General features: G+C 59.5%; 26 protein-coding genes and 1 pseudogene. 6 read left to right on the top strand and 21 right to left on the bottom strand.

The genetic code is table 11. From position 1 onward, the window contains the following. The first annotated feature begins 160 nt into the window (after window positions 1–160). From H7698_RS13455 to H7698_RS13445, 3 genes are all read left to right on the top strand, one after another. Window positions 161–958 carry a transporter substrate-binding domain-containing protein gene (locus H7698_RS13455; protein ID WP_162440005.1) on the top strand — a complete coding sequence of 266 codons (798 nt, stop codon included), beginning with the start codon at window positions 161–163 and terminating at the stop codon, window positions 956–958. Between the two features lie 199 nt (window positions 959–1157). After that, window positions 1158–2117, top strand: a complete 960-nt coding sequence (locus H7698_RS13450) for an amino acid ABC transporter permease (protein WP_194691682.1) — start codon at window positions 1158–1160, stop codon at window positions 2115–2117. Next, on the top strand, window positions 2110–2844 hold the full coding sequence (locus H7698_RS13445; protein ID WP_194691681.1) for an amino acid ABC transporter ATP-binding protein: 735 nt from the start codon (window positions 2110–2112) through the stop codon (window positions 2842–2844). The genes H7698_RS13450 and H7698_RS13445 overlap by 8 nt, the downstream gene beginning before the upstream one ends. 143 nt (window positions 2845–2987) lie before the next feature. On the opposite strand, the gene H7698_RS31890 is transcribed toward H7698_RS13445, so the two are convergent. The 11 genes and pseudogenes from H7698_RS31890 to ubiE form a co-directional block, all read right to left on the bottom strand. Further along, on the bottom strand, window positions 2988–3701 hold the full coding sequence (locus tag H7698_RS31890) for a methyl-accepting chemotaxis protein (protein ID WP_442966296.1): 714 nt from the start codon (window positions 3699–3701) through the stop codon (window positions 2988–2990). A gap of 141 nt (window positions 3702–3842) precedes the next feature. Then, a pseudogene (locus H7698_RS31885) lies at window positions 3843–4817 on the bottom strand (methyl-accepting chemotaxis protein); the annotation flags it as partial. A 219-nt stretch (window positions 4818–5036) separates the two neighbouring features. Continuing rightward, entirely contained in the window at window positions 5037–5744 is a 708-nt protein-coding gene (locus H7698_RS13435; RefSeq protein WP_162440008.1) for a 16S rRNA (uracil(1498)-N(3))-methyltransferase, read from the bottom strand. After that, entirely contained in the window at window positions 5741–6535 is a 795-nt protein-coding gene (gene tatC, locus H7698_RS13430) for a twin-arginine translocase subunit TatC (protein ID WP_162440009.1), read from the bottom strand. Before tatC ends, H7698_RS13435 begins: the two co-directional genes overlap by 4 nt. Continuing rightward, window positions 6532–6993, bottom strand: coding sequence for a Sec-independent protein translocase protein TatB (tatB, locus tag H7698_RS13425; protein WP_194691679.1), 462 nt, complete (start codon window positions 6991–6993; stop codon window positions 6532–6534). Before tatB ends, tatC begins: the two co-directional genes overlap by 4 nt. Window positions 6994–7003: 10 nt before the next feature. Continuing rightward, on the bottom strand, window positions 7004–7279 hold the full coding sequence (locus H7698_RS13420) for a twin-arginine translocase TatA/TatE family subunit (RefSeq protein ID WP_162440011.1): 276 nt from the start codon (window positions 7277–7279) through the stop codon (window positions 7004–7006). A gap of 25 nt (window positions 7280–7304) precedes the next feature. Then, window positions 7305–7637: a phosphoribosyl-ATP diphosphatase gene (locus tag H7698_RS13415; RefSeq protein ID WP_007899279.1), complete on the bottom strand. Its 333-nt coding sequence runs from the start codon at window positions 7635–7637 to the stop codon at window positions 7305–7307. Further along, on the bottom strand, window positions 7630–8031 hold the full coding sequence (gene hisI / locus H7698_RS13410; RefSeq protein ID WP_162440012.1) for a phosphoribosyl-AMP cyclohydrolase: 402 nt from the start codon (window positions 8029–8031) through the stop codon (window positions 7630–7632). The genes H7698_RS13415 and hisI overlap by 8 nt, the downstream gene beginning before the upstream one ends. 90 nt (window positions 8032–8121) lie before the next feature. Then, a complete protein-coding gene (gene ubiB / locus H7698_RS13405) occupies window positions 8122–9726 on the bottom strand; it encodes a ubiquinone biosynthesis regulatory protein kinase UbiB (protein ID WP_162440013.1) in 1605 nt (534 codons plus the stop codon). Next, window positions 9723–10346: a ubiquinone biosynthesis accessory factor UbiJ gene (locus H7698_RS13400; protein WP_194691678.1), complete on the bottom strand. Its 624-nt coding sequence runs from the start codon at window positions 10344–10346 to the stop codon at window positions 9723–9725. Before H7698_RS13400 ends, ubiB begins: the two co-directional genes overlap by 4 nt. Further along, the gene (ubiE, locus tag H7698_RS13395; RefSeq protein ID WP_007948968.1) at window positions 10346–11116 is read right to left on the bottom strand and encodes a bifunctional demethylmenaquinone methyltransferase/2-methoxy-6-polyprenyl-1,4-benzoquinol methylase UbiE; all 771 of its coding nucleotides are present in this window, start codon (window positions 11114–11116) and stop codon (window positions 10346–10348) included. The genes H7698_RS13400 and ubiE overlap by 1 nt, the downstream gene beginning before the upstream one ends. A 154-nt stretch (window positions 11117–11270) precedes the next feature. Between ubiE and H7698_RS13390 the strand changes: the two genes are divergently transcribed. The 3 genes from H7698_RS13390 (at window position 11271) to H7698_RS13380 (ending at window position 13133) form a co-directional block, all read left to right on the top strand. Then, window positions 11271–11546 (top strand): polyhydroxyalkanoic acid system family protein, encoded by a 276-nt coding sequence (locus H7698_RS13390; RefSeq protein WP_162440015.1) that lies wholly within the window; start codon window positions 11271–11273, stop codon window positions 11544–11546. 245 nt (window positions 11547–11791) lie between these two features. Further along, entirely contained in the window at window positions 11792–12214 is a 423-nt protein-coding gene (locus H7698_RS13385; protein ID WP_194691677.1) for a phasin family protein, read from the top strand. Window positions 12215–12224: 10 nt separating this feature from the next. Beyond that, window positions 12225–13133, top strand: coding sequence for a phasin family protein (locus tag H7698_RS13380; RefSeq protein WP_194691676.1), 909 nt, complete (start codon window positions 12225–12227; stop codon window positions 13131–13133). Window positions 13134–13334: 201 nt separating this feature from the next. On the opposite strand, the gene H7698_RS13375 is transcribed toward H7698_RS13380, so the two are convergent. The 10 genes from H7698_RS13375 to H7698_RS13330 all read right to left on the bottom strand — a co-directional run bounded on the left by H7698_RS13375 (window position 13335) and on the right by H7698_RS13330 (window position 26412). Next, window positions 13335–13955 carry a TetR/AcrR family transcriptional regulator gene (locus H7698_RS13375; protein WP_194691675.1) on the bottom strand — a complete coding sequence of 207 codons (621 nt, stop codon included), beginning with the start codon at window positions 13953–13955 and terminating at the stop codon, window positions 13335–13337. A gap of 27 nt (window positions 13956–13982) precedes the next feature. Continuing rightward, window positions 13983–15665 carry a class II poly(R)-hydroxyalkanoic acid synthase gene (phaC, locus tag H7698_RS13370; RefSeq protein ID WP_162440019.1) on the bottom strand — a complete coding sequence of 561 codons (1683 nt, stop codon included), beginning with the start codon at window positions 15663–15665 and terminating at the stop codon, window positions 13983–13985. A gap of 115 nt (window positions 15666–15780) precedes the next feature. Continuing rightward, window positions 15781–16635, bottom strand: coding sequence for a poly(3-hydroxyalkanoate) depolymerase (gene phaZ / locus H7698_RS13365; RefSeq protein WP_162440020.1), 855 nt, complete (start codon window positions 16633–16635; stop codon window positions 15781–15783). A 226-nt stretch (window positions 16636–16861) separates the two neighbouring features. Beyond that, on the bottom strand, window positions 16862–18541 hold the full coding sequence (phaC, locus tag H7698_RS13360) for a class II poly(R)-hydroxyalkanoic acid synthase (protein ID WP_194691674.1): 1680 nt from the start codon (window positions 18539–18541) through the stop codon (window positions 16862–16864). 255 nt (window positions 18542–18796) lie between these two features. Beyond that, on the bottom strand, window positions 18797–19174 hold the full coding sequence (locus H7698_RS13355) for a gamma-butyrobetaine hydroxylase-like domain-containing protein (RefSeq protein ID WP_194691673.1): 378 nt from the start codon (window positions 19172–19174) through the stop codon (window positions 18797–18799). Between the two features lie 222 nt (window positions 19175–19396). Then, window positions 19397–20737 carry an ATP-dependent protease ATPase subunit HslU gene (gene hslU, locus H7698_RS13350; RefSeq protein ID WP_162440023.1) on the bottom strand — a complete coding sequence of 447 codons (1341 nt, stop codon included), beginning with the start codon at window positions 20735–20737 and terminating at the stop codon, window positions 19397–19399. Window positions 20738–20792: 55 nt separating this feature from the next. Further along, window positions 20793–21323, bottom strand: coding sequence for an ATP-dependent protease subunit HslV (gene hslV, locus H7698_RS13345; protein WP_162440024.1), 531 nt, complete (start codon window positions 21321–21323; stop codon window positions 20793–20795). 274 nt (window positions 21324–21597) lie between these two features. Further along, a complete protein-coding gene (locus H7698_RS13340) occupies window positions 21598–22305 on the bottom strand; it encodes an SPOR domain-containing protein (RefSeq protein ID WP_008149545.1) in 708 nt (235 codons plus the stop codon). A 1-nt stretch (window position 22306) separates the two neighbouring features. Beyond that, window positions 22307–24043 carry an arginine--tRNA ligase gene (gene argS / locus H7698_RS13335; RefSeq protein WP_194691672.1) on the bottom strand — a complete coding sequence of 579 codons (1737 nt, stop codon included), beginning with the start codon at window positions 24041–24043 and terminating at the stop codon, window positions 22307–22309. A 149-nt stretch (window positions 24044–24192) separates the two neighbouring features. Beyond that, window positions 24193–26412 (bottom strand): primosomal protein N', encoded by a 2220-nt coding sequence (locus H7698_RS13330; protein WP_194691671.1) that lies wholly within the window; start codon window positions 26410–26412, stop codon window positions 24193–24195. Between the last annotated feature and the right edge of the window lie 108 nt (window positions 26413–26520).

Here is a 26520-nt window from a genome sequence, read left to right as displayed (position 1 = left end):
GCCAACAAATCCTGCTTAAACCCTTGTGCAAACGGCCGAGTACGTTAGCATCCGTCCCCGAATTGGTGCGCCCGGACAGCTTTCTGTTCGTATCTGCCGGTTTTCCAGGGAAAACCGCCGATTGCGTGCCTCACACCGCAATGGTTTTGGGGACTTGATGATGAAGAAGTATCTTTCGATGCTGCTGGTCGGCGTCACGGCTTTGGTTGCAATCAACACGGCGCAGGCCGGTGCCATCGATGACGCGGTCAAGCGCGGCACGCTGAAAGTCGGGATGGACCCGACCTACATGCCGTTCGAAATGACCAACAAGCGCGGCGAAATCATCGGTTTCGAAGTCGACATCCTCAAAGCCATGACCAAGGCCATGGGCGTCAAGCTGGAGCTGGTGTCCACCGGCTACGACGGCATCATCCCGGCCCTGATGACCGACAAGTTCGACATGATCGGCAGTGGCATGACCCTCACCCAGGAACGCAACCTGCGCCTGAACTTCAGCGACCCCTTCATCGTGGTCGGCCAGACCCTGCTGATCCGCAAGGAGCTCGAAGGCACCATCAAGTCCTATAAAGACCTGAACACCGCCGACTATCGCATCACCTCCAAGCTAGGCACCACCGGCGAAATGGTCGCCAAAAAGCTGATCTCCAAAGCCAAATACCACGGCTACGACAACGAGCAGGAAGCCGTGCTTGACGTGGTCAACGGCAAGGCCGACGCGTTCATCTACGACGCGCCGTACAACGTTGTAGCGGTGAACAAAGTGGGTGCCGGCAAGCTGGTGTTCCTCGACAAGCCGTTCACCTACGAGCCGCTGGCCTTTGGTTTGAAGAAGGGTGACTACGACAGCATCAACTTCATCAACAACTTCCTGCACCAGATCCACGAAGACGGCACCTACGATCGCATCCATGACAAGTGGTTCAAAGACACCGCTTGGCTCAAGGATATGGAATAAGGCTTCAGCACCAATCGCGAGCAGCCTCGCCCCCTGTAGCAGCTGCCGAGGTACGAGGCTGCGCTGGGCTGCGTAGCGGCCCTTTGGGGCGGTCGTGCGGACACGCAACGCAGCCTCGTACCTCGGCAGCTGCTACAGGACCGCGAACTGGCTCGATGACGCCGTTCCTGGCGACACGAATTCTGGAAACTGCTGACAAATGAAACAAAGAAAATCCCAATGGCCATGGCACGTTCTAACCGTGCTCGTGCTGATCGGCCTGGCCGGCGCGTTGTATTACGCCACCTCGCTGATGTCATACGAATGGCGCTGGAACCGTGTGCCGCAATACTTCGCCTATCACGCCGAAGAGTCCCAGCGCGCTGCCGATATCTCCACCGTCAGCGAACTGGTGCGAAAGGGCGACAAGGCTGAAGTCACCCTGCGCAACGATGCTGGCGATGAACAGCGTCTGATCGTGGACGACAACAGCCTGCAAGTCGCTCAAGGCGATGATGTCGCTGAAGGCGATGTCATTGGTGTCACCCGTCATTGGGCCGCAGGTCCGCTGTTGTGGGGCCTTTGGACGACCTTGTGGCTGTCGGTGGTGTCGGGTGTGCTCGGTTTGTTGATCGGCCTCGCCACCGGCCTGTGCCGTCTGTCGAACAACCCGACATTGCGCGACCTCTCGACGATCTACGTCGAACTGGTGCGCGGCACGCCGCTGCTGGTACAAATTTTCATTTTCTACTTCTTCATCGGCACCGTGATGAACCTGTCCCGGGAATTCGCCGGGATCGCCGCGCTTTCGCTGTTCACTGGCGCTTATGTTGCGGAGATCATTCGGTCCGGTGTGCAGTCGATCGCCCGCGGCCAAAACGAAGCGGCGCGTTCATTGGGCCTGAGCGCGGGCCAATCGATGCGCCATGTCGTGATGCCCCAGGCATTGAAACGCGTCCTGCCACCCTTGGCAGGGCAGTTCATCAGCCTGGTGAAAGACACCTCGCTGGTGTCGGTGATCGCGATCACCGAGCTGCTAAAAAGCGGCCGTGAAGTCATCACCACCTCATTTTCGCCGTTCGAAATCCTGTTCTGCGTGGCCGGTCTTTATCTGTTGATCAACCTGCCGCTGTCGAAAATCGCCAGCCGGCTTGAGCGGAGGCTCGCGCAAAGTGATTGAAGTTCGCGATCTGGTAAAAGTCTTCGACACCCGTGGCCAGGTGGTTCGTGCTGTGGATAACGTCACGACGCACGTGAAGCGGGGCGAGGTGCTGGTGGTGATCGGCCCGTCTGGCTCCGGCAAGTCGACCTTCCTGCGTTGCCTCAATGGCCTGGAAGAATTCGACTCGGGGTCGGTGAGCATCGACGGCCTGCAACTGGCCGACCCGAGAACCGACGTCAACGCTTACCGCCGCGAAGTCGGCATGGTGTTCCAGCATTTCAACCTGTTCCCGCACATGACCGTGCTGGAGAACCTCTGCCTGGCCCAGAAAGTTGTGCGCAAGCGCGGCAAGAAGGAGCGCGAGGCCAAGGCGTTGGCGCTGCTGGAAAAGGTCGGCATCGCGCAGAAGGCCCACGAATTTCCATCACGTCTGTCCGGCGGCCAGCAGCAACGCGTGGCGATTGCCCGCGCGCTGGCGATGGAACCCAAGGTCATGCTGTTCGATGAGCCGACCTCGGCGCTCGACCCGGAAATGGTCGGTGAAGTCCTGGACGTAATGAAAACCCTGGCCGTGGAAGGCATGACCATGGTCTGCGTTACTCATGAAATGGGTTTTGCGCGGGAAGTGGCGGACCGGGTGCTGTTCTTCGATCACGGGAAACTGCTGGAAGATGCCTCGCCAGCAGAGTTCTTCGATGCGCCGAAGGATCCGCGGGCGCAGGCGTTTTTGCGCCAGGTTCTCTAACTGCGGCGGCCTTGAGGGCCGGTCATCGCTAGCAGGCTAGCTCCCACCGGGTTAGGTGTGAACACCACAAATCCACTGTGGGAGCCAGCCTGCTGGCGATGGCATCGCCTCGGTGCCGAGTGCACCGAGATCAGGCCATCACCTCAAACCCTGAACCGCCCCACCAGCATCTGCAAATGCGTCCCCAGCCGCGCCAGCTCAACACTGGACGCCGCCGTCTCTTCACTCGCTGCCGAGGTCTGCTCGGACACATCGCGCACGTTCAGTACGCTGCGGTTGATCTCTTCAGCCACGGCGCTCTGTTGCTCGGCTGCCGCAGCAATCTGCTGGTTCATCGACTGGATCGCCGACACGGTGCGGGTGATGTTGGTCAGCGAACCTCCAGCTCGGCGGGTCAGTTCGACGCTGCTGTCGGTCAGGGTGCGGCTGTTGTCCATGATAGTGGCGACGTGCTGGGTGCCGGTTTGCAGGCCGACGATCAACTCTTCGATTTCTTCGGTGGACTTCTGGGTGCGCTGAGCGAGGCTGCGAACTTCGTCGGCGACCACTGCGAAACCCCGTCCTGCCTCACCGGCGCGGGCAGCTTCGATGGCGGCGTTGAGGGCAAGCAGGTTGGTTTGCTGGGCCACGGACTTGATCACGTCGAGCACGCTGCCGATTTTGTCGCTTTCGCGCTTGAGATGACCCATGGCTTCGGTGGAGTTGCCAACCTCGAGGGCCAGGCGCTCGATCTGGGCGATGGCTTCACCGACCACTTTGTCACCTTCACGGGCTTGCTGGTCGGCGGCAACGGCGGCTTCCGAGGCTTCTTCAGCGTTGCGTGCAACTTCCTGCACGGTGGCGGTCATTTCGTTCATGGCGGTTGCTACCTGGTCGGTTTCAACCTTCTGGCTGTTAACCCCGGCGCTGGTCTGTTCGGTGACTGCGGACAGTTCTTCGGCAGCGCTGGCGATTTGCGTTACACCATCGCTGATGCCGCTGATCAGTTCGCGCAGCCCTTGCGTCATGCTCTGGATGGCGCGCTGCAGTTGCCCAAGTTCGTCCTGGCGCTGGGAGATGAGGCTGTGGGTCAGGTCACCCGCCGCGATGCGCTCGGCGACTTTTAGAGTCTGGTTGAGAGGAATCACGATCTGACGAGTAATGGCCCAGGCCGCTAGCAAGCCAAACGCCAGGGCCAGGAGGGTGGCCAGCAGCAGCATGTTTTTGGCATGCGCGGCATCGGTGTCACGTACGACGGTTTGCGACGCCGTCAGTTTTTTGCTGAGGTCGATCAGGATTTCGCCTTGTGCGGCCATGTGTTTCAGAGCAGTGGCGTTTGCTGTCTGCGAGTCTCGGAACTGGCTGACGGCAGCGCGGTAAGCCGTTAGCGATTCAGTGGCTTGTTGGAGGTTGGTGAGGTGCTGTTCCGGCACTTTGGAGGAGAGTGTTCCCAGGCTTTCCAGGGCCTTGTCAATAGCGTCCAGCGCGGGCTGTTCTGCTTCGGCCTTACCGCTGTAGGTGTAGCCGCGGACCTGATAACGCGCCTGCTGGAGCAGCTTGCTCAGCTCGATCACGTTGCTGTAATCGGCAACGTTTTCGCCTTGCAGCATGGACTTCTCGACCGTGGCGACCTGAGCCACGGCATTGTCGGCGGTCGCCCCGAGTTTGCTGCGGGCATCTTCACGCTTAACGGTGGCTTGGGCCATGTCGGCAAAGGCGCGCTTATACTCGTCGACGGCGGCGATTTGCTGGTCGACCATGGCGGCATCAGCAGGTTGCTCAATCATCGTACGTGCCGTTTTCAGGCGGGTGTCGAGTTCGCCCAGCACTTCGTTGACCGCGCCCGGCCCTTGCTCGCCGCGACGCATGTCGTAGTTCATTCGGGCAATGCGCAGGTCCTGGCTCAGCTCGATCAGGCTGGAAATGAAACCCAGCTTGTCACCGCGACTCAGCACGCCGCTCAGGCCGGTCCAGCCGGTGAGGGTGATCAACATCGTCAGCAGCAAAACGAGGCCGAAACCCACCCCCAGCTTGCGATTGACGCTGACGTTTCCCAGTTTATCGGCTAGCCATTGGTACATGCTGAAACTCCCTCGAACCACTCATAGGTTTTATGGGAGTTTTATCGGCAGGTGTGCCGGATACTGAAGTCGTGAGAAATGACCTGAAGACCTTCGCATTCTCTGTAGCAGCTGGCGGTGTATGGGGGAGTGTCAGAAAAGGCGTGCGAGCAGCGCAGTGACGGCTGTTTCGACCCGAAGAATGCGTTCGCCGAGCTGTACCGGTTGCAGACCGGACTTGCCCAGGAGGTCTATTTCGTAAGGGATCCAGCCACCTTCCGGGCCGATGGCCAGGGTCACCGGTTCTTCGAGACCGCGAGGACAGGCGGGGTAGTTGCCGGGATGGCCCACCAACCCGAGGGTACCTTCGCTGATGGCCGGCAGGCGGTCTTCGACGAACGGCTTGAAGCGTTTCTCGATGACGATCTCCGGCAACACGGTGTCTCGGGCCTGTTCCAGCCCCAGGATCAACTGCTCGCGAATCGCCTCGGGCTCCAGGAACGGCGTTTGCCAGAAGCTCTTCTCGACGCGATAGCTGTTCACCAGGATGATCCGCGGCACACCCATGGCCGCTACGGTCTGAAACACCCTGCGGAGCATTTTCGGGCGTGGCAGGGCCAAAATCAGGGTCAATGGCAGCTTGGTCGGTGGCGGCTGGTCAAGGGTGACCCGCAATTCGGCTTCATCCGCGTCCAGGCGCAGCAGTTCGGCAGAACCCATCAATCCGCCAATGCGGCCGACACGCAAGCTATCACCGACTTCAGAGCGGTGGACTTCCTGCATATGGGTCAACCGGCGATCGCGCAGGATCGCCCGGTCGGCTGCAATGAAATCAGCTTCTTCAAGTAGCAGCAGGTTCACGGCTGGGTCGCTGGCGGCTGGTCGTTGTGATCGTCAACCGGCTGGTCGTCCGGGTGCTCGCCACGTTTGCTGATCAGGCTGCCAAACAGGATGCCAATCTCGAACAACAGCCACATTGGAACGGCCAGCAACGTCTGCGAGAAGATGTCCGGCGGCGTCAGGATCATGCCGACCACGAAGCAGCCGATGATCACGTACGGACGGATTTTCTTCAGGTATTTGACGTCGACCACGCCGATCCACACCAGCAGTACCACGGCGACCGGGATTTCGAACGCTACGCCAAATGCGAAGAACAGCGTCATGACGAAGTCGAGGTAGCTGCTGATGTCCGTCATCATTTCCACGCCAGCCGGGGTGGCGGCGGCGAAGAATTTGAAGATCAGCGGGAATACCAGGTAATAGGCGAACGCCATGCCGGCGTAGAACAACAGAATGCTGGAGACCAGCAAAGGCACCGCGATGCGCTTCTCATGCTTGTAAAGGCCTGGTGCGATGAAGCCCCAGATCTGATGCAGGATCACCGGGATCGCCAGGAACAGCGAGACCATCATGGTGAGCTTCAGCGGTGTCAGGAACGGTGACGAGACGTCGGTGGCGATCATCGTCGCGCCGACTGGCAGGTATTGCCGCAGCGGCGTGGAGACGAAGGTATAGATCTGCTGGGTAAAGGCGAACAAACCGGCAAAGACGATGAAGATCGCCGCTACACAGCGCAGCAGACGGGTACGCAACTCGGTGAGGTGCGAAACCAGCGGCATGTGCTGGTCATTTTCAGGAAGGTCGCTCATGGGGCTCGCGGCGGCAATGGGGTGTCGTGAGGCGCCGTGATTGTCGGCGCGGCGGCAGGAGCAACGGGTTCGGCGGGAGCCATGACCGGTGCCGGTTCAACGGCTTTCACCGCTTCCGTCGGCGCAGTGGCGGGCGCAGCTTCCGTCGTCGGAGCATGGATCGTTGGCGTCGTCACCGGTTCGGCAGGCTGAACCGGTGTGGCCTCCTGCTGGGTCGGCGAGAAGATCTTCCGCGCCTCCTGCTCCAGCGACAGAATGTGCTCGTTGTGCAGTTGCCGACGAATCTCGTCAGCACCGATTTCACGTTCAACTTCCTGTTTGATCGCGTTGAAGCTGCGCTTCAGACGCCCGACCCACAGGCCAGCCGTACGCGCAGCACCCGGCAGGCGCTCGGGGCCCAATACCAGCAGGGCGACGAGGCCGACGAGCAGCAGTTCAGAGAAGCTGATACCGAACATTAGTCTGTGCTCACACGTCTTTGCGGATTGGTTCTTCGACTTTTTGTGCCTGCACATCGATGGTGTGCGGCTGGTTTACCGGTGTGGTCTGAGGCTGAACGGGCGGAACCGGTTGGGCCGGAGTCACGGTTGGATCAGCCGGTTTTTCATCATCGTTCATGGCTTTGCGAAAGCCCTTGATGGACTCGCCGACGTCAGTCCCGAGGTTTTTCAGTTTCTTGGTGCCGAATACCAAAACGACAACAACCAGGATGACGATCCAGTGTTTCCAGTCAAAAATGCCCATGTTGCTGCTCCTCTCTAATAGTTGTTCAGGCGGACGGACGCGAGGCTTTCTCGGCGTGTCCGGACAGACCGAAGCGACGGTCCAGTTCATCGAGTACAGCCTGAGGATGCTGCCCCAGTTGGGCGAGCATAACCATGCTGTGGAACCACAGGTCGGCGGTTTCGTAAATCACATCGCTGCAGTCACCGCTGATGGCGGCATCCTTGGCGGCAATGATCGTTTCGACCGACTCTTCGCCGACTTTTTCCAGAATCTTGTTCAAGCCCTTGTGGTACAGGCTGGCGACATACGAGCTATCGGCGGCGGCGCCTTTGCGCTCTTCCAGCACCTGGGCCAGACGGGTCAGAGTGTCACTCATGTTTGTGTCCTGCGGAATAAATGGCATGCGGGTCTTTCAGGACCGGGTCGACGGTTGTCCAGTCGCCGTTCTCGAAGACACGATAAAAGCAGCTCTGGCGTCCGGTATGACAGGCGATGTCGCCGACTTGCTCGACCATCAGGATGATCACGTCGGCGTCACAGTCCAGGCGCATCTCATGCAGGGTCTGCACGTGACCGGACTCTTCGCCCTTGCGCCATAGCTTGCCCCGGGACCGGGACCAGTAAATGGCGCGGTTCTCGGCGGCGGTCAGCTCCAGCGCTTCACGGTTCATCCAGGCCATCATCAGGACGCGCCCGGTCTTGTGATCCTGGGCAATCGCGGGCACCAGGCCATCGGCGTCCCACTTGATTTCGTCCAGCCAGTTTTTCATCTTCGACTCCGATGCAGGCTCTCACTTCATGAATCGAGGCCCACGTGAAATTCAGCGTTGAAACAGTGTGCCAGCGTGTTGCGCGACTGGCTATCGGCGAACGACCAGATACAAACCGACAGCCACCATGATTCCGGCCGGCCAATGACCCATTTCACCCAGCGGTCCACCGGCAAGCAAAATAGCGCCACCGGCCAGGTGAGCGCAGCCGAGCAGCCGCAGGAACCAGTCGTCCTTGCGTTTGTGCCACGGCGGCGGTGGGTCGTAGGCGTGGGGTTGGGACATGCGTTCGAGCAGGTCGCGAGCCATATTCGCCAGGTGCGGCAATTGCTCAAACTGGCTCTGAACGTTGCCAATCAAGGCTTTCGGGCTGACGCGCTCACGCATCCAGCGTTCGAGGAACGGCTGGGCGGTGTTCCACAGGTCCAGGTCCGGGTACAGCTGACGGCCCAGGCCTTCGATGTTCAACAGGGTTTTCTGCAGCAGCACCAGCTGCGGCTGCACTTCCATGTTGAAGCGCCGAGCGGTCTGGAACAGGCGCATCAGGACCTGTCCGAAGGAAATATCTTTTAACGGTTTTTCGAAAATCGGTTCGCATACGGTGCGAATCGCTGCCTCGAATTCATTCAGTTTGGTCTCTGCCGGTACCCATCCTGAATCGATGTGCAGTTGGGCGACTCGCCGGTAGTCACGCTTGAAAAACGCGAACAGGTTGCGCGCCAGGTAATCCTGATCTTCCGGAGTCAGGCTGCCGACGATGCCGCAGTCGATGGCAATGTATTGCGGGCTCCACGGGTTCACGGTGCTGACGAAAATGTTGCCCGGGTGCATGTCGGCGTGGAAGAAACTGTCGCGGAACACTTGGGTGAAGAAGATCTCCACGCCGCGCTCGGCGAGCATTTTCATGTCGGTGCGCTGGTCAGCGAGGGTGGCCAGATCAGTGACCTGAATGCCGTAGATACGCTCCATCACCAGCACTTTCGGCCGGCACCAATCCCAATAGACCTGGGGGACGTAGAGCAGTGGCGAGCCTTCGAAGTTGCGTTTCAACTGACTGGCATTCGCAGCTTCGCGCAGCAGGTCGAGTTCGTCGTAGATGGTTTTTTCGTAGTCCAGGACCACGTCCACCGGGTGTAGCAGGCGGGCGTCGGCCGATAGCTTTTCTGCAGCTCGGGCGAGGATGAACAGCCAGGCCAGATCCTGCGCAATGATCGGCTTCAGGCCCGGGCGGATAACCTTGACCACGACTTCTTCGCCGGTTTTCAGTTGCGCGGCATGCACCTGCGCCACCGAAGCCGAGGCCAGGGGCTCAACGTCAAAGCGACTGAACACTTCGCTGATCTTTTTGCCGAGCTGTTCTTCGATCAGCTTGACCGACACTTGCGAATCGAACGGAGGCACCCGGTCCTGAAGCTTCATCAGCTCATCGGCAATGTCTTCGGGAAGCAGATCACGACGGGTGGACAGTATCTGTCCGAACTTGATGAAGATCGGCCCCAGGTCCTGTAATGCCAGACGCAAACGTGCGCCTCGGGTCAGGTCCAGGGTTTTGCGCGGGAACCAGCGCCACGGCAAGGCATAGCGCAGCGCCAGCAGAAACCAGGGCAGCGGCAGGGCGAAGAGAAGGTCATCGAGGCGGTAGCGAATCACAACGCGCTGGATGCGCAACAAACGGCGGACGGCAAGCAGCTTCATGCGTTATCGCTTGGGTCGAGGGATCGGGAAAGGCGCTCGAAACGCGCCTCGAGACGTTCCAGATCGAGTTTGATCTGGTCCAGTTCACTGAAACGGGCTTCGGCTTCGCGCTGACCGACGAGGGTTCGCGATTCTTCGGCCAGGTATTCACCCAGGTTCTGCCCCAGGCTTGTGAATCCTTGCTGGTACCAACGTGCGCGGCTGCGCAGATGACCGCCAACCAGTTGTGTGGCCACCGGTCCCAGCCAGCGCGAGAGTTCGTACTCCCAATCCAGTTCGAGGTCCTGAAGGATCGCCGCCAGTTCCAGCAGCACACCGCTGTCACCGTCGAGCTCGACTTCGGGGCCATGCAGCACCGCGGTCTTGTCTTTGCTCATCGCCAGTTTCAGCAGGCTTGAGGCGGGTGCACGCAAAGTGCAGTCGGCGCCGGTTTCCCACTGGGAAGCGAGCATCAGGCCTTCGTCACTGGGCAGGATGTACAGCTGGAAGGCCGGGCTGCGGCAATCGACGGCAATCACCCTGCCACTCAAATGCGCGAGCCGTGGCAGTGCCGTGCTGTCGAGACGCAGCACCCGGTTCAGACCGAGTTCAACGCTGGCGAGCAGACCGGCGAGCAACATCAGGGTTTGATGCCGCGGTGCAAGGCAACGATGCCTGCGGTCATGTTGTGATAGGTCACGCGGTCGAAACCGGCCTCGACCATCATCGATTTCAGGGTTTCCTGATTCGGGTGCATGCGGATCGATTCGGCCAGGTAGCGATAGCTCTCCGAGTCGTTGGTGATCAGCTTGCCCATCAGCGGCATGAAAGCGAAGGAATAAGCGTCGTAGGCCTTGGACATCAGCGCGTTGGTCGGTTTGGAGAATTCCAGCACCAGCAGACGGCCGCCCGGTTTCAATACGCGCAACATCGAACGCAGGGCGTCTTCTTTGTGCGTGACGTTGCGCAGGCCGAAAGCGATGGTCACGCAGTCGAAATGGTTGTCCGGGAACGGCAGCTTTTCAGCGTCTGCCTGGACGAACTCAACGTTGCCGGCAACACCGAGGTCCAGCAGGCGGTCACGACCGACCTTGAGCATGGATTCGTTGATATCGGCCAGCACGACCTGGCCGGTCGGGCCAACGAGGTGCGAGAATTTTTTGGTCAGGTCGCCGGTGCCACCCGCGATGTCCAGCACGCGATTACCGGTGCGCACGCCCGACAGTTCGATTGCGAAGCGCTTCCACAGACGGTGCATGCCGCCCGACAGGAGGTCGTTCATCAGGTCGTACTTGGCGGCTACCGAGTGAAAAACCTCAGCGACTTTTTCCGCTTTTTGGCTTTCCGGAACGTTTTTGAAACCGAAGTGAGTGGTGGGTTCGGCATCGCTGCCTTTGCGCTGATCAGTCATATCGCTGTCACCAGAAGAGAATGCGGGACATTCTAATCCCGGTGGCCTGCTTTGTCTTGGAGTGGGTAAAGGTAAGATAAGGAAACACCGGGACGTTTTGCCGCAGCGGCGGTCAAGATGCTTCAGGAAGTATTCATCAAGCAGGAGTCATTCGATGGCCCGTATTAGTGTTGAACGTGCCCACGGCCTGGGTAAGGAAGCGGCCCGCGAGAAGGCTGAAAAGCTGGCGCAGAAACTGTCCGACCAATATGGCCTGGAGCCGCAATGGTCCGGCGACACCCTGAACCTCAAACGCTCGGGCGTAAAAGGCACGGTGCAGGTCGGCGAGGACTCGATCAAGGTGGATGTGGAGCTGGGCATGCTGATGTCGGCCATGAGCGGCACGATCAAATCGGAAATCGAGAAGGCCCTGGATAAAGCGTTGGTCTGATTCCGGATTGAAATCCCTTCCCCCTGTAGGAGTGAGCCTGCTCGCGATAGCGGTCTGTCAGTCAACATTAGTTTCGACTGATAGGCCGCTATCGCGAGCAGGCTCACTCCTACATTTGTTTTGTGGTGAAGCCAGAGATTTATGTCAGTTGTTAGGGTGCCGTTTCTAATTATTCTCACTACTTTGTGCCTGAGCCCGACTCTTTCGCGGGCAGTTCCTCAAACCTTCTGCGCGTGAGGTGCACCATGGCCAAAGTTATTTTGAAGAAAAAAATCGACGTTACGACCACTGCTCTGGGCGACGTCAAATCCTATGCCCGCAAGATCTGGCTGGCAGGCCTGGGTGCCTACACCAAGGTCGGACAAGAAGGTAGCGAGTACTTTCAAGAGTTGATCAAAGAAGGTCAAACTGTTGAAAAGAAAGGCAAAAAGGTAGTTGCTGAGAAACTTGAAGCAGCCAACACCGAGATCGAAGAAGCGAAGAGCGAAGTCAGCACTTTCAAAGGCAAGGTCGACGTTCAACTCGACAAAGTCGAGAAGGCTTTTGACTCGCGTGTCGCAAGTGCCTTGAATCGTATCGGCATTCCGTCTAAACATGACGTTGAGACGCTGTCTGCTAAGCTCGATGAGTTGACGGCATTGCTCGAACGCGTCGCGCGTAAATCTTAAGGAGAACGGGATGGCTGGTAAAAAGAACACCGAAAAAGAAGGCAGCTCGTGGATCGGGAAAGTCGAAGACTACTCCCGCAAAATCTGGCTGGCTGGTTTAGGCGTGTACTCGAAGATCGACAATGACGGCGGCAAGCTCTTCGATACATTGGTCAAAGACGGCGAGAAAGCCGAGAAGCTCACCAAGAACGCAGTCGGCAAGAAAGTCGACGCTGCCAAGGACTCCGCTACCTCGGCCAAGTCGCGCATTACCGGTGTTAAAGATCGTGCGCTGGGCAAGTGGGACGAGCTGGAAGGTGCTTTTGACAAGCGCCTGAACAGTGCCATTTCGCGCTTGGGCGTTCCAAGCCGCAATGAAGTCAAAGCCCTGCACAGCAAGGTCGATACCCTGACCAAGCAGATCGAAAGACTCACCGGTGCCAAGGTTGCGCCTGTTGCGACGAAAACCGCAGCGGCAAAACCTGCAGCTAAAACGGCAGCGGCTAAACCCGCGGCCAAAACGGCTGCCAAGCCACTGGTCAAGGCAGCTGCTAAAGCAGTGGCCAAACCAGCCGCCAAAGTCGCCGCTAAAACCGCTGCCGCAAAACCGGCAGCCAAAGCGGTAGCCAAGGCCGCGGCCAAACCGGTCGCCGCAAAAGCCGCCGCCAAACCGGCTGCTAAACCTGCGGCCAAGCCCGCAGCGAAAACGGCAGCAGCCAAACCTGCAGCCAAGCCAGCGGCAAAACCTGCCGCAGCCAAAAAGCCAGCAGTGAAAAAACCGGCGGCACCGAAAGCCGCAGCACCAAAACCAGCAGTGGCTGCCGCCAAACCGGCAACCCCGGCACCTGCGGCCAGCACATCGAACTCTGCTGCCGCGCCGACCCCTGCTGCCACCCCGACTGTCGCGCCAGCCCCATCGACGCCAACCAGTCAGTCCTGATTTCAGGGCTCAAAAAAACGCCCGGCCTGCAAAGGTCGGGCGTTTTTGTTTGTGAAAACATTTTAAGAGTCACCGCAGATCCCCTGTAGGAGTGAGCTTGCTCGCGATTGCGGTGTGTCATTCAACATTGATATTGACTGGCCCCACGCCATCGCGAGCAGGCTCACTCCTACAGTGAAATATGTGTATCCAGTGACAGGGTTATTCGTGTTCTTCCAGGTACTGCATCGCCATGTGCTCCGTTGCAACCTTGATCGGCGGCAACAAATGCGGTGCCACCAGCATCATGATCTGATACACCACCAGCTTCACTTCACCCTCGCGATCCAGAATTCGCTGATAGTCCAGTGAGAACAACAGCGTCATGGTGATCTGCTCCACCAGTTGCCCCAACGCCTGGGTATCACTGACCAACTGACCCTGAGCCTTCAAACGCGCCAACAACGAAGCCAGCGTGCGCTTGAGCGCGTTGAGCAGGTTGCGGATGCCTTTGGCGAGTTTCGGCAAGCGTCCGGCAAGGTTCGACAAGTCCTGGAACAGAAACCGGTAATGCGCCAGCCGCTCGACGATCAAGTGCAGGAATAGCCAGTAATCCTCCGGCGCCAGTTCCACATCCGCAGGTGGATCGAGCAACGGTGCCAGCTCGGCTTGAAAGCGCTCGAATAACCCTAGGATGAGCGGTTCCTTGCCGTGAAAATGGTAGTAGAGGTTGCCAGGGCTGATGCCCATTTCGTTGGCCACTTCCATCGTGGAAACGTTCGGTTCGCCCTTCTGATTGAACAACTGCAAAGCACATTCGAGAATCCGGTCGCGGGTTTTCATCCAGTCTTCTTAATGGTTCGTTGAGCGTCAGCGCACGCGCACATAGGTGCCAGGTGCTGCCTCCATCGGTGGATAGTTCTGGTTGCCAAGTGCCATGTGTGTTTCTTTTTGCGCGCCCGAACGTTCCTGAATCCAGCTCAGCCATTGGGTCCACCAGCTGCCGTCGACTTGCTTTGCGTCGTAATACCAGGCGCGTGGGTCGCTGCTCAGCTTGGCGCCTTCGATGTAGTTGGCTTTCGGGTTGCTCGGCGGGTTCAGGATGCTTTGTACATGGCCGCTGTTGGACAGCACGAAACGCCGGTCACCCCCTAACAACAAGGTTGAGCGATACACCGCGTCCCAGGGCGTGATGTGGTCGTTGATACCGGCCACGCTGAAGCTGTCGACCGTGACTTTTTGCAGGTCTATCGGCGTACCGCACACTTCAAGACCGCCTGGGTGACTCAGTGGATTGTGTTTGAAGAAATCCAGCAGATCACCGTGCAACGCTGCCGGCAGCCGTGTGTTGTCGTTGTTCCAATAGAGGATGTCGAACGCTGGCGGCTCTTTGCCCAACAGGTAATTGTTGACGAAGTAGCTCCAGATCAAATCGTTGGGGCGCATCCAGGCGAACACCTTTGCCATGTCACGCCCGTCCAGCACACCTTTCTGATAGGAACGACGCTTGGCGGCTTCCAGCGTCTGCTCATCGGCGAACAGGGTGGCTGGCGAGTCCATCTGACTGTCGAGCAGGCTCACCAGGTACGTCGCGCTGGAGACACGACGCAGTTGTCGTTTGGCCTGCAAATGACCCTGCAGCGCGGCGATGGTCAGCCCGCCAGCGCAGGCGCCCATCAGGTTGACCTCGCGGGCGCCGGTGATGGCCCGGCACACGTTCATGGCTTCTTCCACGGCTTCAACGTAGGACGACAGACCCCATTCGCGATGTCGCACATCAGGATTGCGCCAGCTGATCATGAACGTCTGCAAACCGTTTTTCAGGGCGAACTGGACGAAGCTGTTACTCGGGCTCAGGTCAAAAATGTAGTACTTGTTGATCTGGGGCGGCACCACCAGCAGGGGTTTGGAATACTGTTTTTCGCTCATCGGCTTGTACTGGATCAGCTCCAGCATGTCATTGCGAAACACCACGGAGCCGGTGGTCGTGGCGACGGTTTTGCCGACTTCGAAAGCTTGTTTGGTGACTTGCCTTGGCAGGCCGTCGTTGTGCAGAAAATCGTCGATCAGATGGCTGGCCCCGCGCACGAGGCTGTTGCCGCCGGAGTTGAAAATTTCCTTGATGGCCAGCGGATTGAGCAAGCTGTTGGAGGGCGCCACGGCGTCATTGAGCAAAGCGAACGCGAAGTGCGCGCGAGCGCGATCATCCGGGTTCATGTTGCTCTCGTCGATCCAGCTTTTGACCTGTTTCTGCCAGCTCAGGTAAGCCTGCAGACTGCGGCGGTAAAAAGGGTTGAGGCTCCACGCCGGATCGGCAAACCGATTGTCCTGCGGGTTGGTGGGGTGCAAGGTCTCTCCCAGCAACACGCGGCCCAGTTGACCGCCGAGTCTCAAGGCGTGTCGGGCGCTGTGCACGGGATTGCGCAAGCCATGGGCGGCCACACTGCGCAAGGTCGAAAACAGATCACGGCCACGCAGGCCGGTAATCGCACTCTGTGCGTTGATGAACGCGGCGGGAGTGGGTAAGGAATCCCTCACTGGTTTGTCGCGCATGACTCAACACTCCTTCGTCTTCAGGCCAAAAACAAACGTACCGAACCAGAACACCATAGACGCTGCAACGGGTTGTTGCGCGGTGCGGCATCCTGCCGACCGACGATGGGGAGGCTTAACCGCCCAATGGCGCCGGGTGCGGGTGCATCACCGCGCGCTGCCGTTCTTCCTCGAGGAATTTCATAATGATCGGGGCCACCGCTTCGGCCCGGGTAATGAGGAACAGATGCCCGTCATCGATGACGTGCAATTGAGCGTTGGGAATTCGCCATGCCAGCAAGCGCATGTTGATCAACGGGATCAGCGGATCATCATCACCAGCCAATACCAGCGTCGGCTGATGGATCTTGTGCAGCCAATGAATGCTGGTCCAGCCAAGGCCGGCGAACAGCTGCCAGTAGTAACCGAGCTTGCCAGCCGACCGCACTTTCGCCGCATGGCTGGCCGCCAGTGTGGGGTCGCGACGGAACGAGCCACCATAGATCATCGGCGCAATACGAATGACGTGAGAAGGCTGAATGTAGCGTCGGGGACTGGCCATCATCCACAGCACCTTCGGTTTGCCCGGCACCATGACTGCGCCGGCCGCTGTCGCCGCCAGGACGAGTTTTTTGCAACGCTCGGGATAGTCGTAGGCGAACTGCTGGGCGAGGGCGCCCCCCCAGGACACGCCGATCACGTTGACTTGCCCGTAGTCCAGGTAGTCGAGCATCCGCGCCGTGAGTTTTGCCAGACCCGGAAAGCGATACGGCCGATTGGGTGTCGACGAACCGCCGACCCCGGGAACATCGAAAGCGATGACTTCCAGGTCCGGGTCCAGCGCCGCGACAAACGGAAATACCAGCTCCAGGTTGGCGCCGATGCCGTTGAAAATCAGCAAGGGCGTCAAATGAGGCTTGCCGGGGCGTACCGCGGTCCGGAGGGTCTGGCCATCCAGGTCGACGGTACGAAAAACGAACGGTTGCGGCATGCTTCAGGCCCTGTGGGTGAATTCATCCCCGATCCCCTGTAGGAGCGAGCTTTTGTGGCGAGGGGCTTTATTCCCGTTGGGTGGCGAAGCCGCCCCAGAACCTGTTATCGCGGGTCTGATCAATGACACCGATGCGTTGGTTTTGCGACTGCTTCGCAGTCGAACGGGGATAAATTCCCTCATCACAAAAGCTCGCTCCTACAGGAGTAGGGGCGAGGTGTGTCAGTTACCGCTCATGTACATAAGTGCCCGGTGCAGCTTCGCCCGCGACATAGGTTTTGTTTCCCAGAGCGGTCGGCGATTTCTTCAGCTTGCCCGAGCGCTCCGCCTGCCACGCTTGCCAGTGCAACCACCAGGAGTCGGTGTGCTTTGTGGAGTTTTCTTGCCACTGCTCGGCGTTGGCGGCCATGTCGACACTGGTCATGTAACGTGACTTCGGATTACCCGGCGGGTTCAGAATGCTTTGGATGTGGCCGCTGCTCGACAGTACGAACTCGACCTTGCCGCCAAACAGTTGCGCCGACTTGTAGCAGGACTTCCACGGCGTGATGTGGTCGTTGGTGCCGGCCAGCGAGAAGATGTCGGCAGTGACCTGCTTCAGGTCGATCGGCGTACCGCACACTTCCAGTGCATTGGGGCGGATCAGTGGATTACTTTTGAACATCTCGATCAGGTCGCCGTGGAACGCGGCTGGCAATCGAGTGGTGTCGTTGTTCCAGAACAGGATGTCGAACACCGGCGGCTCGTTGCCCAGCAGGTAGTTGTTCACCCAGTAGTTCCATATCAGATCGTTGGGACGCATCCAGGCGAAGACCTTCGCCATGTCGCGGCCTTCCAGCACCCCGGCTTGGTAAGAGTGACGCTTGGCGGCCTCGAGGGTCTGCTCGTCGACGAACAGGGCCACGTCGCTGTCCAGGGTGGTGTCCAGCACGCTGACCAGCAGCGTCAGTGCATTGACCTTCTTCTCGCCGATCGCCGCGTAGTGGCCCAGCAGCGCGGTGCAGGTAATGCCGCCGGAGCACGCGCCCAGCATGTTCACGTCTTTGCTGCCGGTGATCGCGGTGACCACGTCCACGGCTTCCTTCAGGGCTTCGATGTAGGTCGACAGGCCCCACTCGCGCTGTTCCTTGGTCGGGTTGCGCCAGCTGACGATGAAGGTCTGCACATTGTTGCGCAGGCAGAAACGCGCCAGGCTCTTGTCCGGGCTCAGGTCGAATACGTAGAACTTGTTGATCTGTGGCGGCACCACCAGCAGCGGGCGCTCATGCACTTGCTCGGTGATCGGCCGGTACTGGATCAGCTCCAGCACATCGTTGCGAAACACGACTGCGCCTTCCGTTACGCCCAGGCTCTTGCCCACCTCGAACGCACCCATGTTTACCTGGCTTGGCATGCCGCCGTTGTGCACCATGTCCTTGGCCAGATGCGAGAGGCCGTCGAGCAGGCTCTTGCCGCCGGTTTCGAAGAAGCGTTTGACCGCCGCCGGGTTGGCCGCACTGTTGGTCGGGGCCATGGCTTCGGTCATGAGGTTGATCACGAAATGCCCTCGAGCGACGTCCTTGGGCTCGAGGTTACTGTCGTCAATCCAGTCGTGGAGTTCCTTGCGCCACGCCAGGTAGGTTTGCAGGTAGCGTTTGTAGAGCGGGTTCTGGCTCCAGGCCGGATCGGCGAAACGACGGTCATCACCACCCGGTTGCAACGCGGATTTGCCAAACAAAACGTTCTTGAGCTCAAGCCCGAAATGGGCGACGTGCTTGGCACTGTGAATCGGTTGTTTGATGGCCTGCCTGAGCACCATTCGAGCAGACGCCAACAGATCCTTTCCACGCAGTCCAACGACAGGATTCAGCCCCAAGGTATTTTCCGAGGCCTGAGATTTCAGGTCATCGTTATTCTTGTTACTCATCTACGACGCTCCATTGTCCTGAGACGAGTACCTGTTCCGCTGTTCAGTCGCACAGCACGCGTCAGGTACTACTGCTCGGGTGACCGATAATCTGCACCACTGCTTTTTTATGCAGAGAGCACTGCAGGGAACTTGCCAGCTCCATTGGTTACCCGAGTTTAATTTTTTTCGCAAGCGGGCCAATCGTCGGCCCTGAAGCGGAGCATTCAAACAGATGAAATTAGAAAATGCCCACTAATGAGCAAGAGGCGCGGGCTAGAGCATCAGCTTGACGATGGATTCGTTCGGGTCGCGGGTTTTTCCTGCCGCTTTGAGCTCGGCAAGATAATCGCTCCAGAGATCCGCCTGACGCACACCCAGCTGGTACAGGTATTCCCAGGTGAACAGGCCGCTGTCGTGCCCGTCGTCGAAGGTCAATTTCAGTGCGTACTGACCGGCCGGTTCAACCTTGGTCAGTCCTACGCCGATCTTGCCAAATTGCAGGATAGGTTTGCCATGGCCCTGGACTTCAGCGGAGGGAGAATGCACGCGCAGGAACTCGGCGGGCAGGTGATGTTCTTCGCCGGACGCGTATTTCAGCGACAGGGTTTTCGAGGCTTTGTGGAGTTTGATGTCGGTGGGGATCTGGGTCATGACCTAAGTTCCGTTGTAGGTGCGTGACCTACATGTGGAGCAGGTTTTGTGGCGAGGGGATTTATCCCCGTTGGGTCGCGAAGCGATCCTGAAATCTGCAACTGCGGCGTATCAGATACGCCGCATGCATTCAATTCACGACTGCTTCGCGGTCGAACGGGGATAAATCCCCTCACCACATAAGCCCGCTCTCACAGGTCTACGCTCGCCTGTAAGTATGACCTACAGGATATAACGGGACAGGTCTTCGTTCTGCGCCAATTCGCCCAAGTGGCTGTTGACGTATTCCGCGTCGATCAGGATCACCTTGCCGTCGTGGCTGCTGGCCAGGTCGCCGGCACTGAACGACACCTCTTCAAGCAGGCGCTCAAGCAACGTGTGCAAACGACGGGCACCGATGTTCTCGGTCTTTTCGTTAACCTGCCAGGCAATCTCGGCAATGCGCTTGATGCCGTCCGGCATGAACTCGATGCCCAGCCCTTCGGTTTTCAACAGGGCGCAATATTGCTCGGTCAGCGATGCATGGGGTTCGCTGAGGATGCGCTCGAAGTCTTCAGGCGTCAGCGCCTTCAGTTCGACACGGATCGGCAGACGACCTTGCAGTTCAGGCACCAGATCGCTTGGCTTGCTGAGGTGGAACGCGCCGGATGCAATGAACAGGATGTGGTCGGTCTTGACCATGCCCAGCTTGGTGTTGACGGTGCAGCCTTCGATCAGCGGCAGCAAGTCACGCTGCACGCCTTCACGGGACACGTCGACACCACCGGAATTGCCGCGCTTGGCGACCTTGTCGATTTCGTCGATGAACACGATGCCGTGCTGCTCGACCGCTTCCAGCGCCTTGGCCTTCAACTCTTCTTCGTTGACCAGTCGACCGGCTTCTTCATCGCGGACCAGCTTCAGCGCTTCCTTGACCTTGAGCTTGCGGCTTTTCTTTTTGCCTTTGCCCATGTTGGCAAACAGGCTCTGCAACTGGTTGGTCATTTCTTCCATGCCTGGCGGCGCGGAAATATCGACGCCGGCCACTTCGGCGACTTCGATTTCGATTTCCTTGTCATCCAGCTGACCTTCGCGCAGACGCTTGCGGAACAGCTGGCGGGTGTTGGAGTCGGCCGACGTTACCGTGTCATCGCTGTTGAAACCCGCGCGTGCCGGAGGCAGCAGGGCGTCAAGAATACGGTCTTCGGCAGCGTCTTCGGCGCGATGGCGCACCTTGGTCATTTCCTGTTCGCGCAGCAGCTTGATAGCCGCATCTGCCAGGTCACGGATGATCGATTCAACGTCGCGACCGACATAGCCGACCTCGGTGAATTTGGTCGCTTCGACTTTGATGAACGGCGCGTTGGCGAGTTTGGCCAGACGACGGGCGATTTCGGTTTTGCCGACACCGGTCGGGCCGATCATCAGGATGTTCTTCGGTGTTACTTCAACGCGCAGCTCTTCAGGCAGCTGCATCCGGCGCCAGCGGTTACGCAGCGCGATGGCGACGGCGCGTTTGGCATCGTCCTGGCCGATGATATGGCGATTGAGTTCGTGGACGATTTCACGGGGAGTCATGGACATAGTATTTGGCGGACCTCAAGCAAGAATGAGCCGTGGCACAAAGGCCTAAACAGGCTTACTCGGCGCAGTCCTGCTCCTCAATGGTCAGGGTGTGGTTGGTGAATACACAGATGTCGCCGGCGATACCCAAGGCGGTTTCGACGATTTCCCGAGCCGACAGATCGGTTTTCTTCATCAGCGCGCTGGCGGCGGCCTGGGCGTAACCACCCCCTGAACCCATGGCGATCAAACCTCCTTCGGGTTCGACCACGTCACCATTGCCGGTAATGATCAGGGAAGCGTCTTTGTTGGCGACCGCGAGCATGGCTTCGAGGCGGCTGAGGGAGCGGTCGGTGCGCCATTCTTTGGCGAGTTCAACGGCAGCGCGAACCAGGTGGCCCTGATGTTTTTCAAGCTGGCCTTCAAAACGCTCGAAGAGAGTGAAAGCGTCAGCCGTGGCCCCGGCAAAACCGGCGATAACCTGACCGTGGTACAGGCGGCGAACTTTCTTCGCGTTGCCTTTCATCACGGTATTGCCGAGAGAAACCTGGCCGTCGCCGCCCATGACGACTTTGCCGTGGCGGCGAACTGAAACGATGGTGGTCAAGGGAGAGTCTCCACGCAGCGGGGCGAAAATGCCTTATGCAAACTCATATGGGGGTGGTGACGGGTTTTTCAACTCGAGGCCACTAAGGTGGACGAATGGCTTGTAATGACCGTGGCGAGGGGATTCATCCCCGTTCGACTGCAAAGCAGCCGTTAAACCAATGGCTACGGTGTACCTGATCTACCGCGACCACAGGTTTCGGGGCCGCTTCGCAGCCCAGCGGGGATGAATCCCCTCGCCACAATAAATCCCTTCGCCACAAGAGACCGCGGATTCAGCGGCTCTGGCGTTGTTGTAACAACAGATTGCTAAACCCGCTGCCCGCCAGTTGTTTCTGAGCGGTGGTCAGCTGTTCGCGGTTGCTGAACGGCCCGACCAACACGCGGTACCAGGTCTCGTCCTTCACCGTGCCGGACTCAACCGCTACGGCTTGACCCAGCAGGATGATCTGCGCCCGAACCTTGTCCGCGTCAGCCTCTTTGCGGAACGAACCGGCTTGCAGGAAGAACTTGGTCACTGGCGCCGCCTTGGAGACCGGAGGCGCAGGCGGTGGAGTGATCCCGGCCAGTGCCGCCTGTGCCCGTGCCGTGTCGATCTTCGCGGCTTGCTCAGGCGTCACCGGCGTTGTCGGAATCGCTGGCACTTGCGGCGTCGGCAGGGTTTTCTCCGGGACAGCATCCGGCGGCACGATGACTTCCGATTCCGGCAGCAACGTGTAGAAGTCGTACTTCGGCTTCACCGGTTGGGTCGGGCTCGGCGGGGTCTTGTTGGCCTCGGCGATCTTCGTGGCTTTCTGCTGCTCGATCTTCTCGCGCTTGACGCTCTCGCTGCCCTTGCCAGGCTCCAGCTTCATCAGAAACACGATGAACGCGCCGACCGTCAGGCCGATGGCCATCCACAGCCAACCCGGAATCGGTTGCTTCGCAGGAGCTTGGTAACGGCTGGCGCCACGCTTGGGTGCAGGTTTTTTCTTGGCAGCCAACTTACATACGCTCCAGAGTTTCCAGACCCAAGAGTTCCAGGCCTTGCTTGAGAGTGCGACCGGTCAGCGCGGCGAGGCGCAGGCGGCTTTGCATTTGCGCCGGGGTGTCGGCACTGAGGATCGGGCAGTTCTCGTAGAAGCTGGAGAACAAGCCCGCCACATCGTACAGGTACGTGCACAGAATGTGCGGCGTGCCTTTGTCGGAAACGTTGTTCAGGACTTCACCGAACTGCGCCAGTTTGGCCGCCAGTTCGTGCTCGTGCTCCGCTTCCAGAACGATCTGGCCTTCGACTTCGCTGAAATCCTTGCCGAGTTTGCGGAACACGCCGGCCACACGGGTGTAGGCGTACAACAGATACGGCGCAGTATTGCCTTCGAAATTCAGCATCAGATCGAAGTTGAAGCTGTAATCGCTGGTGCGGTGCTTGGACAGATCAGCGTATTTGACCGCGTCGATGCCTACGACCTTGGCGATGTTGCGCAGCTCGGCTTCGGCCAGCTCGGGGTTCTTGTCCTTGACCAGGGTATAGGCGCGCTCCTGGGCTTCGATCAGCAGATCGATCAGCTTCACGGTGCCGCCGTCACGGGTCTTGAACGGACGGCCGTCAGCGCCGTTCATGGTGCCGAAGCCCATGTGTTCCATTTCCATCGGGTGCGTCACGAAGCCTGCCTTGCGGGCCACGGCGAACACCTGCTGGAAGTGCAGGGCCTGGCGCTGATCGACAAAATACAGTGCGCGATCGGCTTTCAGTACGTTGCTGCGATAGCGCACGGCCGCCAGGTCGGTGGTCGCGTAGAGGTAGCCACCGTCAGCCTTGACGATGATCACCGGCAGCGGGTCGCCATCGGCATTCTTGAACTCGTCGAGGAAAACGCACTGCGCGCCGTTGCTTTCGACCAGCATGCCGGCGGCCTTCAGGTCGTTGACCACGTTGATCAGGTCGTCGTTGTAGGCGCTTTCACCCATCACGTCGGCCATGGTCAGCTTGACGTTCAACAGCTCGTAGATTTTCTGGCAGTGGGACAGCGAGATGTCCTTGAACTTGGTCCACAGCGCCAGGCAGTCCGGGTCGCCGGCTTGCAGCTTGACCACCAGACCACGGGCACGGTCGGCGAACTCTTCGGATTCGTCGAAGCGTTGCTTGGCCGCACGGTAGAAATTTTCCAGGTCCGACAGCTCGTCACTGGTGATCGGGTTTTCCTGGAGATAAGCCATCAGCATGCCGAACTGGGTGCCCCAGTCGCCGACGTGGTTCTGACGGATCACGGTGTCGCCGAGAAACTCCAGTACACGAGCCACGCCGTCGCCGATGATGGTCGAGCGCAAATGGCCGACGTGCATCTCCTTGGCGAGGTTGGGGGCGGACAGGTCGACAACGGTGCGTTGGGCCGGGCCGGCCTTGCGCACGCCGATGTGTTCGTCGGCGAGTGCGGCGTCCAGGCGAGCGGCCAGGGCTTGGGTGTTCTGGAAGAAATTCAGGAAGCCTGGGCCGGCGATTTCAGTCTTGGTGACGTTCTCGTCAGCCGGCAGCGCGGCGATGATTTTTTCGGCCAGGTCGCGCGGTTTCATGCCGGCCGGTTTGGCGAGCATCATCGCGATGTTGCTGGCGAAATCGCCGTTCTTTTTGTCTCGGGAGTTTTCCACCTGGATCGCCGGCGACAGGCCTTCAGGCAACACACCTTCGTTGACGAGTTGGGTGATGGCTTGTTGGATCAGCTGACGAATGGTGTCTTTCATGGGGCTCTCTTTCGACCGCAAGCGCGGCGGCGCCTGGATGCGCGGGTGGAAAAACTGGGCATTATCCGTGGCGGAGACGGGCTTGCCAACTATAGCGGGCAGGTTATGGATATGTGGTGACAAAAAGCGGTGCGTCAGGCCCACAGGTATCAATACAGATCGACGGGATCAACATCCAGAGACCAGCGCACCGCCCGCCCGCTCGGCATCTGCTCCAACACCAGCAACCAACTGCTCAGTAATCGATGCAGCGGCGCCCGCGCTGTCGCCTGCAACAGCAGCTGCGCGCGATAGCGCCCCGCCCGACGTTCCATGGGAGCCGGCACTGGCCCAAGCAGCTCAATTCCGGTCAGATTCTGTTCGGCCAGCAAGCGTTCGGCCTCGCTGCACGCCTCATCGAGAAATCCCTCGGCCTGTCCTGGCTTGTGCGCTTCAGCCCGCAGCAGCGCCAAATGCGCAAATGGAGGCAAACCTGCCGAGCGCCGCTCACTGAGCGCCTGTTCGGCAAAGGCGAAATAACCCTGCTCGGTCAGTTGCACCAGCAGTGGATGATCGGCCAGGTGCGTCTGGATGATCACTCGTCCCGGCTCTTCAGCCCGGCCCGCGCGGCCAGCGACCTGAACAATCAATTGCGCCATGCGCTCACTGGCGCGGAAATCGCCGGAGAACAGCCCGCCATCGGCATCCAGGATCGACACCAGGGTCACCCGTGGGAAATGGTGCCCTTTGGCAAGCATCTGCGTGCCCACCAGAATGCAGGGATGGCCCTTCTGGATGGTTGCGAACAATTGATTCATCGCGTCTTTGCGCGACGTGCTATCGCGATCCACCCGCAGTACCGGCACGTCCGGAAACAGAATCGCCAGCCGCTCTTCGGCACGCTCGGTGCCGGCTCCCACGGGCCGCAAGTCGACTTTGCCGCACTTCGGACAATGCCGGGGCACACGCTCAACGTAGCCGCAATGGTGGCAGCGCAGCTCGCCGGAACGCTGGTGCACGGTCATTCGCGCATCACAGCGCTGGCATTCGGACATCCAGCCGCAATCGTGACACAGCAGTGTCGGGGCAAATCCGCGGCGGTTGAGGAACACCAGCACTTGTTGTCCCGCCGCAAGCGTCTGGCCGATGGCCTGCTGCATGGGCCCGGAAATACCGCTGTCCAGTGGACGGCTTTTCACGTCCAGACGCAGGAAGCGCGGCTGCTTGGCACCGCCGGCTCGCTCGTTCAGGCGCAGGAGCCCGTATCGACCGGTATAGGCGTTGTGCAGGCTTTCCAGGGACGGCGTCGCCGAGCCGAGGACAATCGGGATGTTTTCCTGCCGTGCGCGCACCAGCGCCAGATCGCGGGCGTGGTAGCGCAGGCCTTCCTGCTGTTTGTAGGATCCGTCGTGCTCTTCGTCGATGATGATCAGGCCGGGATTTTTCATCGGCGTGAACAGTGCTGAGCGCGTGCCGATTATGATGTCGGCGTCGCCATCGCGGGCGGCGAGCCAGGCTTCAAGGCGCTCGCGGTCGTTCACGGCTGAGTGAATCAGCGCAATGCGCGCATTGAATCGCTGTTCAAAGCGCGCCAGCGTTTGCGGGCCGAGGTTGATCTCTGGAATCAGTACCAGTGCTTGTTTGCCGGCCTCGAGGGTTTCGCGAATCAGTTGTAAATAGACTTCTGTCTTGCCGCTGCCTGTCACGCCGGCGAGCAGGAAGGCGTGGTAACTGTCGAACCCGGCGCGAATGGCCTCGTATGCCGCACGTTGTTCGGGATTGAGGGGCAATTCTGGCTGAGCGAGCCAGTGCTCATGCCGAGCACCGGGGGCGTGCTTGCGGATCTCCACCTGCACCAGGCCTTTGGCCAGCAGCAAATCCAGACTGTCTTTGCTCAGCATCAGTTTGCTCAGCAATTGATGGGCGACGCCGTGGGGGTGCTGGGCAAGGGTTGCCAGCGCTTCACGCTGGCGCGGGGCGCGGGCGATGCGCGGGTCATCGAGGCTGGCGCCGGGCGCGGCGGACCAGAAGCGCTCCTGGCGCGCTTCCGCCAACTCACCCTGGCGCAGCAGCACCGGCAGCGCCCAGCTCAAGGTGTCGCCGAGGCTGTGCTGGTAATACTGGGAGGTCCACAGGCACAACTTGAACAAGGCTGGAGGCAGCGGCGGCGTGGCGTCGAGCAAAGCGATGGCCGGCTTGAGTTTTTCCGCCGGCACTTCGCTGGTGTCGGTGACCTCTACCAGAATCCCGATCATCTCCCGACGGCCGAACGGTACCCGCAAACGCATGCCTGGTTGCAGCTGGGCGCGCAAGACTCCGGCTGGAGCACGGTAATCGAACAGGCGGCGCAGCGGCGAGGGCAGGGCGAGGCGCAAAATGGCGTCGGGCACGCGGAGGATTCTCGATAAGCAGCTAATAACAGCAGGGTGCAAGACCTGAGAGAGCTGACTGTGGCTCCCGCAGGGACGGTATCAGGAGCGGGAGCCTAGCAGACGGTC

This window comes from Pseudomonas sp. p50(2008), assembly GCF_015351605.1.
In the GTDB taxonomy this organism is placed as follows: domain Bacteria; phylum Pseudomonadota; class Gammaproteobacteria; order Pseudomonadales; family Pseudomonadaceae; genus Aquipseudomonas.
Note: the sequence above shows the minus strand (reverse complement) of the source record. Positions and strands in the feature narration are given on the sequence as shown.